At 71.1% G+C, this 13388-nt stretch carries 9 protein-coding genes; 5 read left to right on the plus strand and 4 right to left on the minus strand.

Features of this window, described 5'->3' with window-relative positions; all coding sequences use genetic code 11:
• Positions 1 to 141: 141 nt before the first annotated feature.
• From DV20_RS35430 to DV20_RS35440, 3 genes are read right to left on the minus strand one after another with little or no spacing between them, the layout of a single operon-like run.
• Positions 142 to 1371: an SGNH/GDSL hydrolase family protein gene (locus DV20_RS35430; protein ID WP_235191076.1), complete on the minus strand. Its 1230-nt coding sequence runs from the start codon at positions 1369 to 1371 to the stop codon at positions 142 to 144.
• A complete protein-coding gene (locus tag DV20_RS35435; RefSeq protein WP_043787653.1) occupies positions 1368 to 3665 on the minus strand; it encodes a beta-xylosidase/alpha-l-arabinosidase in 2298 nt (765 codons plus the stop codon). Before DV20_RS35435 ends, DV20_RS35430 begins: the two co-directional genes overlap by 4 nt.
• Before the next feature lie 48 nt (positions 3666 to 3713).
• Positions 3714 to 4724, minus strand: a complete 1011-nt coding sequence (locus DV20_RS35440) for a LacI family DNA-binding transcriptional regulator (RefSeq protein WP_235191077.1) — start codon at positions 4722 to 4724, stop codon at positions 3714 to 3716.
• A gap of 133 nt (positions 4725 to 4857) precedes the next feature.
• Between DV20_RS35440 and DV20_RS35445 the strand changes: the two genes are divergently transcribed.
• Genes DV20_RS35445 through DV20_RS35460 form a run of 4 tightly spaced genes read left to right on the plus strand, consistent with a single transcriptional unit; the run spans position 4858 to position 11020 of the window.
• Complete coding sequence (locus tag DV20_RS35445; RefSeq protein WP_043787655.1) at positions 4858 to 6168, plus strand: extracellular solute-binding protein; 1311 nt, start codon at positions 4858 to 4860, stop codon at positions 6166 to 6168.
• Positions 6165 to 7136, plus strand: a complete 972-nt coding sequence (locus tag DV20_RS35450) for a carbohydrate ABC transporter permease (protein WP_043787656.1) — start codon at positions 6165 to 6167, stop codon at positions 7134 to 7136. Before DV20_RS35445 ends, DV20_RS35450 begins: the two co-directional genes overlap by 4 nt.
• Positions 7136 to 7960, plus strand: coding sequence for a carbohydrate ABC transporter permease (locus DV20_RS35455; RefSeq protein WP_043787657.1), 825 nt, complete (start codon positions 7136 to 7138; stop codon positions 7958 to 7960). The genes DV20_RS35450 and DV20_RS35455 overlap by 1 nt, the downstream gene beginning before the upstream one ends.
• Before the next feature lie 15 nt (positions 7961 to 7975).
• Complete coding sequence (locus tag DV20_RS35460; RefSeq protein WP_043787658.1) at positions 7976 to 11020, plus strand: glycosyl hydrolase 115 family protein; 3045 nt, start codon at positions 7976 to 7978, stop codon at positions 11018 to 11020.
• Between the two features lie 179 nt (positions 11021 to 11199).
• On the opposite strand, the gene DV20_RS35465 is transcribed toward DV20_RS35460, so the two are convergent.
• Positions 11200 to 12270: a LacI family DNA-binding transcriptional regulator gene (locus DV20_RS35465; RefSeq protein WP_043787659.1), complete on the minus strand. Its 1071-nt coding sequence runs from the start codon at positions 12268 to 12270 to the stop codon at positions 11200 to 11202.
• 110 nt (positions 12271 to 12380) lie between these two features.
• On the opposite strand from DV20_RS35465, the gene DV20_RS35470 reads away from it, so the two are divergent.
• Positions 12381 to 13376 carry an endo-1,4-beta-xylanase gene (locus DV20_RS35470; protein WP_051736260.1) on the plus strand — a complete coding sequence of 332 codons (996 nt, stop codon included), beginning with the start codon at positions 12381 to 12383 and terminating at the stop codon, positions 13374 to 13376.
• Positions 13377 to 13388 lie beyond the last annotated feature (12 nt).

Consider the following 13388-nt stretch of genomic DNA (forward strand, 5'->3'; position numbering starts at 1 on the left):
TCACGGGCCCCGCCTTCGAGACTCGCTTGTGTCCCAACAGATATCCGCCCGATCACCGTCCGTCAGACCGCGTTCGGCGGTCGGTGATCACGCGGGGGAAACCGCGTCCGGAAATTGTCTTCTTTTTGCCGCTCGGCGTTTCTACCGGTCGTTCCGGAAAAGGACGGCCGGAACGCTCGAACCGAGCGCCTGGTATCCCGCCGGGTTGAGGTGCAGGTGGTCGCCGATGTCGTAGGCGGGCAGCAGCCGGGAGGGCGCCGAGGGATCGCGGGCCACCTTGTCGAAGTCCAGCAGCGCGTCGAAGTGGCCCGGCTGGCGGATCCACGCGTTGACGCGCTGACGGGCTTCTTCCCGCATCGGGTCGTCGTAGCCGGTGTTGCCGCCGAACGGGGTGATCGTCGCGCCGTACACGCGGATGTCCTGCGCGTGCGCGCGGGTCAGGATCTGGTCGTAGGCGTCGATCAGCTGGTCCGCCACGTCGGCGGCGGCCGCCGGGGTGGCCGTGCCGATGTCGTTGACGCCCTCGAACACGATCGCCCACGAAACGCCGCTCGTGGACAGCAGGTCGCGGTCCAGGCGGGCCAGCACGTTCGGGCCGAGGCCGTCCTGCAGGACGCGGTTGCCGCCCGCGGCCTGGTTCACCACGGACACGCCGTGCAGGCGCGCGGCCAGCACGTTCGGCCAGCGGTCGTTGCCGTTCGTCGTCGAGCCGCGGCCGTCGGAGATGGAGTCGCCGATCACCGCGACCGCGGACGCCGGGGACAGCACCTCGATGCCGCTGAGGAAGTACCAGTGGTCGACCGGGGTCGCGCCCGGCAGATCGAGGTCGGCGACGTGGTTGCCGGCCAGCAGGTACGACGTCGTGCGCGAGCCGGGGTGCGAGGTGATCGACGTCGACGCCTGGCCGTGCGCCAGGTACGCCGTCACCGCGATGTTCTCCAGCGGCCGCACCGGGAAGGGCAGCGGGTCGGAGACCACCTGCGCGCCCTGCGGGACCGTTGTCGACGGCTTGCCGTGGAAGGTCACCGGCACGACGCTGCCCGGTTCGACACCGGAGACGCCGGCCGCGCCGCCGGCCGGGCGCGCCACCGAGACCGCGGTCAGCGGCAGCGGCGCTCCGCCGAAGGCGTTGGAGAACCGCAACCGGATCCGCGGGCCGCCGGCCGTCACCTGCGCCGTCTCGCGCAAGGAGGCGTTGTCGAGCACCCGGTCGGCCCCGGTGAACGGCGCCGGCGGCATGTTGCCCGGCTCCGTCAGCTGGGGCATCGACGTCCACGTCGCCACCCAGTGCGCGGGCGCCGGGCGGGCGGAGGCGCCCACGAACAGCACGGTCAGCACGGCCAGGAAGAAGATCACCAGTGGACGTCTCACAATGAGAACTCCGGGCTCAGGACCCGGTCGGCGCCGACGACGCGGCGCGGCCCGGTCAGCGTGCAGTGCAGGGTCGCGACGATCTCTTCACTCGAGGTGCCCACCCGCAGCTCGACGTCCCCGGGGTCGACCTGGCGCTGCCGCGCGCGGCCGGTGTAGGACGTCAGGTCGGCGTGCAGGGCGATCTCCAGGACGCAGGTTTCGCCAGGGGGCAGGGAAACCCGGCGGGCGGCGATGAGCTGGCGCTCCGGCCGCGCCACCTCGGCCACCGGGTCGTGCAGGTAGACCTGGACGACCTCGGACGTCTCGCGCCGGTGGTCGTTGCGCAGGGTGACCCGGACCCGGCAGACGCCGTCGGTCGGCCAGAGCGAGCCGGTCGCGCTGACGTCCAGCCAGGTCGCCGGCGCGTAGGACAGCCCGTGCCCGAACGGGAACAGCGGCGACGGGTCCACTGTGGACACCTCGCTGCGGCGGCCGAGCGGGGCGGCCAGGTAGGTCGACGGCTGGCTCGCGCCGGCCGCCGGGAAGCTCACCGGCAGCCTGCCGGCCGGGTTGATCCGGCCGCTGAGGACGTCGGCCAGCGCGCCGGCCCCTTCCTCGCCGGGGTAGAACCCGCAGACCACCGCGGCCAGCCGCGGCAGCTGCCGGGACAGCTCGTACGGGCGTCCCGAGAGCAGGACGACGACCACCGGCTTGCCCGTGTCGAGCAGGGCGTCCAGGAGTTCCTCCTGGCGGCCCGGCAGCCGCAGGTCGGCCGCGTCGCAGCCTTCGCCGGACGTCCCGCCGCCGAACAGCCCGGCCCGGTCGCCCAGCACCGCCACGCACACCGACGCGTCCGCGCACGCCGCGACGGCCTGCGCGATGCCTTCGTCGTCCCCGCCGGTGACCGGGCAGCCCAGGGCGTAGGTCACGTCGTAGGCCGAGCCCAGCGCCTCGAGCACGGTCGGCACCGAAACGCCGAACGGGACGTCGGGGTGGTGGACACCGACGTGCAGCGGGAAGGAGTAGCAGCCGAGCATCGCGCCGGGGGTGTCCGCGCGCGGCCCGACCACGGCGACGCGGGTGCCGGGGGAGAGCGGGAGCGTCCCGTCGTTGTGCAGCAGGACGATCGAGCGCTCGGCGACCTCGCGGGCCAGCGCCCGCGATTCGGCGTCGTCGAGGTCGATCTCTTCCGGGACCTCCGGCGCCCAGCCGGCGTCGAGCAGCCCCAGCTCGCACTTCTGGCGCAGCACGCGTTCGAGGGCGCGGTCGACGGCGGCGACGTCGACCGCGCCCCCTTCCACCGCGGCGAGCAGCGGCTCGCCGTAGCAGTCCATGGTCGGCAGCTCGACGTCGATGCCCGCGGTGAGCGCCTGCCGGGCGGCGTCGGCGCGGTCGGCCGCGACGCCGTGGAGGCGGTGCAGGAACGCCACCGAGAAGTAGTCGGCGACCACCGTGCCCTCGAACCCGTAGGTGTCGCGCAGCAGATCCGTCAGCAGCGTCGGGTCGGCCGCCCCGGGCACGCCGTCGACGTCGGTGTAGGTGTTCATCACCGAGCGGGCGCCGGCGCGCAGCGCGTGTTCGAACGGCGGGAGCAGGACGTCGGCGATTTCGCGCGGGCCCACCGAGACCGGCGCGAGGTTGCGGCCGGCCCGCGAGGCGGAGTACCCGACGAAGTGCTTCAGCGTGGCGACCACGCCGGCCGACTCGAGGCCGGCGACGTAGGCGCTGCCGATCGTCCCGACCAGGTAGGGGTCTTCGCCGATGGTCTCCTCGACCCGGCCCCAGCGCAGGTCGCGGGCCACGTCGAGGACCGGCGCGAGGCCCTGGTGCACGCCCAGCTCGCGCATGGTCCGCCCGATCTTCGCCGCCATCCGGCGCACCAGGTCCGGGTCGAAGGTCGCGCCCCACGACAGCGGGGCCGGGTAGATCGTCGCCTGCCACGCGGCCAGCCCGGTCAGGCATTCCTCGTGCACCACCGCGGGAATCCCGAACCGGCTGCTGGCGACGATCTGCCGTTGCGTGCGCGCGAGGCTGTGCGCCCCGATCACCGGGTCGACCGGCCGGGTGCCGAACGCGCGGGTCAGCTGCCCGATGCCGTGCCGGACCAGGTCGTCGAGGTCGACCGCCGCGTCCACGAAGTCGTGCTGGTGCGGTGCCATTTCGCCGCCGGAGTCGATGCCGACCCAGACTCCGTAGAGCTGGGCGAGCTTTTCGCGCAGGGTCATCCGGGCCATCAGGGCCCGGACGCGTTCGCCCGGGTCGGCCGCGGGGTCGCGCCACTGCTCTCCGGCCGTGGTGGGCTGCGTGGTCAAGGCTGGTCCGCCCTTCGTCTGGGGAGGAGGTGAGGAGGAGGAAACGGTTCAGGGGAGGGCGCGGGTGGAATGCCGCACCACCAGGCCGGTGTCGAGCGTGACGTGGGTCCGCTCGACCTCGTCGCCGTTGATCAGCGCGATGAGCATCCGGATCGCCCGGTGCCCCATCTCGCGGATCGGCTGGTCCACTGTGGTCAGTGGCGGGCGGCAGAGCGCCGACTCGGGCACGTTGTCGAAGCCCACCACGGAAAGGTCGTCGGGCACGGCGAGCCCGAGCTCGCGCGCCGCACCCACGGTCGCGATGGCCGAGATGTCGTTCGCGGCGAACACCGCGGTCGGCCGGTCCGGGCCGGTCAGCAGGGCGTGCGCCGAGGCCGCGGAGACCTCCGGGTCGTAGGCGCCGACCCGGATCAGGTCCTCGTCGGGCGTGATGCCCGCCGCCGCCAACGCCCGCAGGTACCCGGTCTTCCGCAGCTCGGCCGACTGCAGGTCCGGCCGGCCGGCCAGGAACGCGATCCGCCGGTGCCCCAGGTCGAGGAGGTGCTCGGTGGCCAGCTGCGCGCCGCGGAGGTTGTCGGAGTCGATGGTCGGCAGGTGCGACGGCCCGGTGTGCGGGTCGACGGCGACGACCGGCGTGCCCGGCACGACGTCCAGGGAAACGGTGGGGGTGACCAGCACGGCACCGTCGACGAGGGTGCCGCTCAGCCGGGAGAGGTAGCGCTTCTCCCAGCCCGCCGGGTCTCCGGTGCGCCCGCCCGCGGAGTAGACGACGAGTTCGAACCCGCTGCCGCGGATGGCGTCCGCGGCTCCCTTGAGCAGCTCGGTCGAGAACGGCTCGAGGTCGGCGACCAGGATGCCGATGACGTTCGTCCGGTGGTTTCTCAGGCTTTGCGCCACCAGGCTCGCTTCGTAGCCGAGCTCTTCGATCACGGCGCGGACTCGCGCGAGCGTCGCGGCGGAAACGCCGTAGCGCTCGTTGATCACCTTCGAAACCGTGGCCACCGAGACGCCGGCCCGGGCGGCGACGTCACGGATGGTCACCCTGGAACTGGGCTGCATCGGCTCAGACTAGCCATAGAAAACGTTATCGACAACGATTGACACGGCATTTGTCCCGGAGCAGACTCTTCGCCAACCCGGGCGCCGAGCCGCCCCGTTCTACTCGGCCGAAGTCGTCAGGAGTGGACCCACGATGTTTGTGAAACGCCGGATCACCGTTCTCGCCGCCTTGGCGGCCGTAGTCCCGCTCGCGCTGGCCGCGTGCAGCGGGGGCGGCGATACCCCCGCACAGCAGCAACAACAGCAGCCGAGCGGCCCGGTCACGTTGACCTGGTGGCACAACGGCACCACCGATCCGATCAAGTCGGTCTGGGCGCAGGTCGTCGCCGACTACCAGAAGGCGCACCCCGAAGTCACGATCAAGGCCCAGCCGCTGCAGAACGAGGACTTCAACACGAAGGTCCCGCTCGCCCTGCAGTCGCCCGAGCCGCCGGACATCTACCAGTCCTGGGGCGCGGGCGACCTGTCCGGGCAGATCACCTCGGGCAAGGTCGCCGACATCACCGGCGACACCAAGTCGTGGATCGAGCAGGCCACCGGCAAGTTCGGCGAGAAGTGGCAGGTCGACGGCAAGCAGTACGGTGTGCCGTTCACGCAGCACTTCGTCGGCTTCTGGTACCGCAAGGACCTGTTCCAGCAAGCGGGCATCACCACCCCGCCGAAGACCATGGACGAGCTGAACGCCGCCGTCACGGCGCTGAAGGCCAAGAACATCGCGCCGATCTCCGTCGGCGGCAAGGACCGCTGGCCGGATGCCTTCTACTTCAACTACTTCGCCATCCGCGAATGCTCGACCGCGGTGCTCCAGCAGTCGGTGAAGGCGGTCAAGCTGGAAGACCCGTGCTGGACGAAGGCCGGTCAGGACCTGAAGAACTTCCTGGCCACCGAACCGTTCCAGACCGGGTTCGCCGGCACGCCCGCCCAGCAGGGCGCGGGCAGCTCCGCCGGTCTCGTCGCCAACGGCAAGGCCGCGATGGAACTGCAGGGCGACTGGGAGCCCGGCACGATGTCGTCGCTGACCGAGGACAAGGACCTGGACTCGAAGATCGGCTGGTTCCCGTTCCCGACCGTGGCGGGCGGGCAGGGCGACCCGGCGGCCGCGCTCGGCGGCGGTGACGGTTTCGCCTGCACCACCCGGGCCTCCAAGGCCTGCACGGCTTTCCTGCAGTACCTGGTCAGCGAGCCGGTGCAGACCGAGCTCGCCGCGAAGGGGACCGGCCTGCCCGTGAACGCCGCGGCCGCGAAGTCGCTGAAGACCGACACGCTCCGGCAGGTCAACGACTACGGCACGAAGGCCCCGTACGTGCAGATGTACTTCGACCGGGCGTTCCCGACGGCGGTCGGCGCCGCGCTGAACGACGCGGTGGCCAACATGTTCGCCGGCCAGGGCACTCCCGAAGGCATCGTGACCGCCGTCAACCAGGCCGCGGCGGGCAACAAGTGACCACGGCGACGACCCCGGTGCGGACGGCGGCGCGGCCGTCCGCACCGGCGGTCCACGCCCGGGGGAAACGCTCCGGCCTCGGCAAACGCCTGGAGCTGATGGTGCTGCTCGGGCCGGCCCTGCTGGTGTTCGCCGGGTTCGTCCTGGTGCCCATCGGAATCGCCGCCTTCTACAGCCTGTTCGAGTGGAACGGCTTCGGCGCGCTCGACGACTTCGTGGGGTTCGACAACTACGCCGACGCGTTCAAGGGCACGGTGTTCCAGAGCGCCATCGTGCACAACCTGATCATCGCCGGGTTGTCGATCGTGGTACAGCTGCCGCTGTCGATCGGGCTGGCGATGCTGCTCAACCGGAAGCTGCGGGGCCGCGCCGTGCTGCGCGCCCTGGTGTTCGCCCCCTACGTGCTGTCCGAGGCGATCACCGCGGTCATCTGGTCGCTCATGCTGCAGCCGAACAGCTTCGCCGACCAGGTGCTCGGCAGTGCCGGGCTCGGCGGGCTGGTGCACAACTGGCTGGCCGACCCGGGCATCGTGCTCTACACGCTGTTCGCGGTGATCACCTGGAAGTACATCGGCTTCGGCATCATCCTGCTGCTCGCCGGCCTGCAGGGCGTGCCGGCCGAACTGCGCGAAGCCGCGGCGCTCGACGGCGCTTCGGCGTGGCAGACCACCCGGCACGTCGTGCTGCCGCTGCTCGGCCCGACGATCCGGATCTGGATCTTCCTGTCGGTGATCGGCTCGCTCCAGCTGTTCGACGTCGTCTGGATCATGACCAACGGCGGCCCGGCCAACGCGTCGACGACGATGGCGACCTACCTGATCGACCACGGTTTCAAGCGCTACGAGTTCGGGTTCGGTTCGGCGGTGGCGGTGATCCTCTTCGTCATCTGCTTCCTGTTCGCCCTGCTGTACCAGCGGTTCGCGCTCCGCCGGGACACCCAGGGCGCCCTGACCAGGATGGTGGGCTGATGCGGTCCGGCAAGTTCGGCCTGTCGATGGGCTACCTCGCGGCGATCGTCATCGTCGGTGTGACGGTCGTGCCGTTGCTGTTCGTCGTGCTCGGCGGGTTCCGCACCAACGCCCAGATCAACACCGACCCGGCCGGGCTGCCCGGCCCGTGGGTGACCGACAACTACGCCTCGGTCCTGGGCTCCAGCGCGTTCTGGACGTTCCTGGGCAACAGCGCGCTGATCGCCGTGATCGCGACCGCGCTCGCGGTCGCGCTCGGGTCGATGGCCGGGTACGCCCTCTCGCGGTACCAGTTCAAGGGCCGGGAGGCGTTGTACACGCTGTTCACCATCGGCCTGCTGTTCCCGCTGACGGTGGCGACGTTGCCGCTGTACCTGTGGCTGCGCCAGCTGGGCATGCTCGAAAGCTTCTGGGGGGTGGCGATCCCGGAGGCGGCGTTCTCGCTGCCGGTGACCATCGTGATCCTGCGCCCGTTCATGCACGCGATCCCCGGCGAGATCGAGGACGCGGCCGTGCTCGACGGGACGACCCGGCTCGGGTTCTTCTGGCGGATCCTGCTGCCGCTGTCGACGCCCGCGCTGACCACGGTCGCCGTGCTGGCCTTCGTCACCAGCTGGAACGCCTACCTGCTGCCGCTGCTGGTGTTCAACGACTCCGGGCACTTCACGCTCCCGCTCGGCGTCGCGATGTTCCAGTCCCAGTTCTCCCAGGACACCGCCAGGGTGCTCGCCTTCACGGCCTTGTCGGCGATCCCGGCGCTCGCGTTCTTCGTGCTCGCCGAACGGCGCATCGTCGGCGGGCTGACCGGATCCGTGAAGGGCTGACTCAGGAGGTCTGCCGTGTCGTCCGAGGTCCACCGTCGTACCTTCCTGCAACTACTCGCCGCGGCCGGCGCGGCGGGGTCCGTAGCCGCGCCGGGCCTCGCCGAAGCCGGAACCGGGTTCCCGTTGTTCTCGCGGGGAAAGGCCGCGACGATCGTGGTCGGCGCGGGCGACTTCCCCGGCGTGCGGCGCGTGGTGGGCGACCTGGCCGCCGACGTCGAACGCGTCACCGGCGTGCGGCCCGCGGTGTCGGTCGACGTCGTGCCCGCCCGGGGCCCGGTCGTGCTGGTCGGCACGCTCGGCCGCAGCCGGCTGGTCGACGACCTGGTCGCGGCGGGCAAGCTGGACGTCACCGGCATCGCCGGGAAGTGGGAGACGTCGCTGAGCCAGGTCGTCGACGGCCGCCTGGTGCTCACCGGCAGCGACCAGCGCGGGGTGATCTACGGCGTCTACGAGGTCTCCCGGCGCATCGGCGTCTCGCCCTGGTACTGGTGGGCGGACGTGCCGCCGCGCCGGCAGGCGGAGCTGCACCTGCCGGGCGAGCGGTTCAGCCTCGGGACGCCGCACGTGAAGTACCGCGGGTTCTTCATCAACGACGAGAACCCGGCGCTCGGCACCTGGGCCCCGGCCTACTTCGGGCCGGGCCAGGCGCCCGGCTTCCCGAACGGCTTCAACCACCTGTTCTTCGCCAAGGTCTTCGAAACCATGCTCCGGCTGCGGGCCAACTACCTGTGGCCGGCGGTGTGGGGGCGCGCGTTCGCCGAGGACGACCCGCTCAACCACGCGACGGCCAAGGAGTACGGCATCGTCATGGGCACCTCGCACGAGGCGCCGATGATGCGCGGGATCGAGGAGTGGAACCGGCACGCGGTGCCCGCGGTCCGCGACGCGGCCGGGAACATCACCACACCGGGGCACGACCCCTACGGCGGCACGGGGGAGTGGAGCTTCCGCCGCAACGGCGAGGCGATCAAGGCCTACTGGACCGACGGCATCCGCCGGATGGTCCGCGAGGACTTCGAAGGCGTCGTCACGCTCGGCATGCGCGGCAACGGCGACGTCGGCCTGCCCGACGGCGACGGCATCGAGCTGATGCGCGAGATCATCGCGACCGAACGGGAGATCCTCGCCCGCGAGACCGGCCGCGACCTCACGACGGTGCCGCAGGTCTGGACGCTGTACAAGGAAGTCCAGCGGTACTGGGCGAAGGGCCTGCGCCCGCCGGACGACGTCATCGTCGTGTTCACCGACGACAACTGGGGCAACATCCGCAAGATGCCCGACCCGGCGCTGCCGCCGCACCCCGGCGGGTACGGGCTGTACTACCACTTCGACTACGTCGGCGGCGGCCGCAACTACAAGTGGGTCGACACCGCGCTGCTGGCGAACACGTGGGAACAGCTGCACCAGGTCTACGCCTACGGCAACGACCGGCTGTGGGTGGCCAACGTCGGCGACATGAAGGGCAACGAGCTGCCGCTGCAGTTCTTCCTCGACTACGCCTGGGACCCCGCCTCGCTGCCGGCCGAACGGCTGTCCACGTGGGAGCGTTCGTTCGCCTCGGAGAACTTCGGTGCGGCACTGGCCAGGGACATCGCCGGGGTGCTGCACGACTACGGCCGCCTGCAGTCCCGCCGCAAGCCGGAACTGCTGAACCGGCGGATCACGGTGGACGCCGCCGGGACGATCACCTACGACGACCGGATGACGCCGTTCAGCCTGGTGAACTACGGCGAGCTGGACACGGTCACGCAGGAGTGGCAGGAGCTCTCGGCCCGCGCCGAGAAGATCTCCGCCCGGCTGCCCGCGGCCTACCGCGACGCCTTCTACGAACTGGTGCTCTACGCCACGAAGGCGACGGCGAACCTGTACGCGCTGCGGCGCGCCGAGTTCACCAACCTGCTCTACGCGGCGCAGGGCCGGGCTTCGGCGAACGCGCTGGCCGCGGTCACGGAAGCCCGGTTCGCCGACGACCTGGCGCTGGCGGAGAAGTACAACACCGGCATCGCGGGCGGGAAGTGGCGGGGATTCCAGACCCAGCCGCACATCGACTACGGCGACGTCGAGCGGTACGGCCCGAACGCGCCGTGGCAGCAACCGGAGAAGGACAACGTGGCCCTGCCGGACGTGATCTTCCCCGCGGTGAAACGGATCGAGCTGCCGTCAGCGGCGTCGCTGGGGGTCGCCGTCGACGGCTCGGAGCAGTGGTGGCCGTCGGCACCCGGGCGGCCGGTGCTGCCGGAGTTCAGCCCGTACCAGAGCGCGCCGCCGCAGTACGTCGACGTCTTCAACCGCGGCCGTGAACCGTTCCGCTGCACGGTTTCGGCCGGGGCACCGTGGGTGCTGGTCGAGCCGCGCGGCGGCCGGGTGACCGAGGAGCTGCGGATGACCGTGCGGATCGACTGGGCCCGGGCGCCGAAGGGCACCACGACGGTGCCGATCACGGTGTCGGGCGCGGGTGCTTCCGTGGTGGTGGACGCGGTCGTGCGCAACCCGGAGCTGCCACCGGCGTGGCGGCGCGGGTTCGTCGAAGCCGGCGGGTACGTGTCGATGGAGGCCGAGCACTGCAGCGCGAACATCGGCGCGGCGGACGTGCGCTGGCGGCGCATCCCGGACATCGGACGGACCGGGGCGGGGATGACCCCGTTCCCGGTGACGGCGGCGAGCCGCGCACCGGGGACGGGGCCGCGCCTGGAGTACCGGATGACGCTGTTCACGACCGGGCCGGTGACGGTGTGGGCGTACCTGTCCCCACGCAGCAACGTGCTGGCGGGCGACGGACTGCGGTACGCGGTCTCGTTCGACGACGCGGAACCGCAGGTCGTGAACATCACGAAGGCGACGGGGGCGGACGACACGTCCATGAACCGCCAGTGGGAACGGACCACTTCGGACAACGTGAACCTGACCGCGACGCGGCACGAGATCGGGGCGCCGGGACCGCACGTGCTGAAGTTCTGGATGGTCGATCCGGCGGTCGTCGTGCAGAAACTGGTGATCGACACCGGTGGGCTGCGGGCGAGCTACCTGGGTCCGCCGGAGAGCCGGCGGTGGCCGTGGTGAGAAAGACCGAAGGGCTCGGCCCGGGACTACGCCGGCGGGAAAGGCTGCCGAGCGGCCGCCCGCCGGGGGCGCCCCCCGTTTTCCACTCTACCGGTGGGCACCGACAGTTCCGGGGCTCGGAAGCCGCTGACCGACCGCCGGCGCCGCGCCCGCCGGCCGTGGATCAGCTCCGCTCCGGTCTACCCGGCGCCGCCGGTCAGCACCCGGTAGCCCCGGTGCGCCGGCGCCGCCGTGCTGTGCCGGACCACCAGGCTGGTGGCCAGTTCGAGGCGGTGGCTCTCCGTGTCCACCCCGCGGGCCAGGGAAATCGCCAGCCGGGCGCCGGCCGCGGCCATCTCCTGCAGCGGCTGGCGGACCGTCGTCAGCTCCGGGGTCAGCCAGCGGGCGATCGGCAGGTCGTCGAAGCCCACCACCGAAAGGTCGTCCGGGATGCGCAGCCCCGCGTCGCGCGCCGCCTCGTACACGCCGAGTGCCTGCAGGTCGCTGCCGGCGAAGACCGCCGTCGGCCGGTCGGGGAGGGTGAGCAGTGAAGCCAGTTCCCGGTAGCCGGCCCGGACGTGGAAGTCGCCGCGGCGCACCAGGGCCGGGTCGAACGCCAGCCCGGCCGTCTCCAGCGCCGTGCGGTACCCGTCGATCCGGGCCCGGCTGCACAGCACCCCTTCGGGTCCGCCGATCATCGCGATCCGGCGGTGGCCCAGCTCCACGAGGTGCCGGGTGGCCGTCAGCCCGCCCTGCCAGTTCGTGGCCCCGATCGAGGGCGTCTCCGGTCCCGGCGCGCCGGCCGGGTCGACCACGACCAGCGGGATGTCCCGGGCCCGGAGCTTCGCCAGCTGCCCGCCGGTGAAGTCCGAGCACACCGAGACGATGCCGACCGGCCGCCGGGCGAGGACGCTCTCCAGCCAGCTCTGCCCGGGCGTGTGCCGTCCCGAAGATTCCGCCAGCACGACCGCCATTCCGTTTTCGCGGGCCACGCACTCCACCCCGCGGATGATTTCGAGTGCCCAGGTGCTTTCGAGTTCGTGGAACATCAGTTCCAGGAGCCGGGAACGGCGGGAACGTTCGTCGGCGCGCCGCCGGTACCCGTATTTGCCGATGACCGCTTCGACGCGGGCGCGGGTGCTTTCGGCGACGTCGGGGCGGCCGTTCAGCACTTTCGAAACTGTCGGGACGGAGACACCGGTCTCGGCGGCGATCCGGGCGATGGTCACCCGCGATCCGGACGGCTCGAGCTCGTCAGACTTCGTTGTCATGACGGAGATTCTAGGTCATCGAAACCTGATTTGAAACGGTTGGAAAGTTTCGGAGCACCATTGTCTCACGGAGGATGAAGATGCCGGGAAGAATTCCTAAGAAACGCGTCATGCTGACCGTCGCGGCCGTCATGGGTATTGCCGCGTGGCAGGCGCCTGCCGCTTCGGCGGGGCAGGCTTCGGTGCCGCTGCAATACACCACGAACCGTTACGTCGGCAGTGCCGTGGCCGCGGCCTACCTGGCCTCGGAAACCGATTACCGGGCCGTGCTCACCCGGGAATTCGACAACGTGACACCCGAGAACGAGATGAAGTGGGGCACGGTCGAAGCGGTCCGGGGCCAGTACGACTGGTCGGGCGCGGACGCGATCGTGCGGTACGCGCAGACGCACCGCAAGACCGTCCGCGGCCACACGCTGGTCTGGCACTCCCAGCTGCCGGACTGGGTCGGCGCGCTGCCCGCCGACGAGCTCCGCCGGGTCCTGCGCGACCACGTCACCACGGAAGTCAAGCGGTACAAGGGAAAGATCCGCGCCTGGGACGTCGTCAACGAGATCTTCAACGAGGACGGCACCTGGCGGGACACGGTCTTCCACCAGAAGCTCGGCGAGGGCTTCGTCGCCGACGTCTTCCGCTGGGCGCACGCGGCCGACCCGCACGCGAAGCTGTACATCAACGACTACAACATCGAAGGGATCAACCCGAAGAGCGACGCGGTGTACAACCTGGTGAAGACGCTGCGGCGGCAGGGCGTGCCGATCGCCGGCGTCGGCATCCAGGGCCACCTGTCGATCCAGTACGGCTTCCCCGGGCAGTACCGCGAGAACCTGGCCCGGTTCGCCGAGATCGGCGTGGAGACCGCGGTCACCGAGGCCGACGTCCGGATCCCGACCCCGCCCGACGCGGCGAAGCTCGCCACCCAGGCGGAGTACTTCGGCCGGCTCTGGGACGGCTGCCACGCCGTCCGCAAGTGCGTCGAGTTCACGACGTGGGGCTTCACGGACCGGCACTCGTGGGTCCCGGACGTCTTCCCCGGTGAAGGCGCGGCCTGCCTCTTCGACGAGAACCTGCACCCGAAGCCGGCCTACTTCCGCCTCAACCCCTGATCCGCGGCCCTG

The sequence above is a fragment of the Amycolatopsis rifamycinica genome (assembly GCF_000695625.1).
GTDB classification, from domain to species: domain Bacteria; phylum Actinomycetota; class Actinomycetes; order Mycobacteriales; family Pseudonocardiaceae; genus Amycolatopsis; species Amycolatopsis rifamycinica.

What these genes read in the sequence shown, in the direction of transcription:
- DV20_RS35440 (WP_235191077.1), bottom strand. Translation starts at nt 4,724, where the DNA reads ATGCAGCCCAGTTCCAGGGTGACCATCCGTGACGTCGCCGCCCGGGCC.
- DV20_RS35445 (WP_043787655.1), top strand. Translation starts at nt 4,858, where the DNA reads ATGTTTGTGAAACGCCGGATCACCGTTCTCGCCGCCTTGGCGGCCGTA.
- DV20_RS35455 (WP_043787657.1), top strand. Translation starts at nt 7,136, where the DNA reads ATGCGGTCCGGCAAGTTCGGCCTGTCGATGGGCTACCTCGCGGCGATC.
- DV20_RS35465 (WP_043787659.1), bottom strand. Translation starts at nt 12,270, where the DNA reads ATGACAACGAAGTCTGACGAGCTCGAGCCGTCCGGATCGCGGGTGACC.
- DV20_RS35470 (WP_051736260.1), top strand. Translation starts at nt 12,381, where the DNA reads ATGCTGACCGTCGCGGCCGTCATGGGTATTGCCGCGTGGCAGGCGCCT.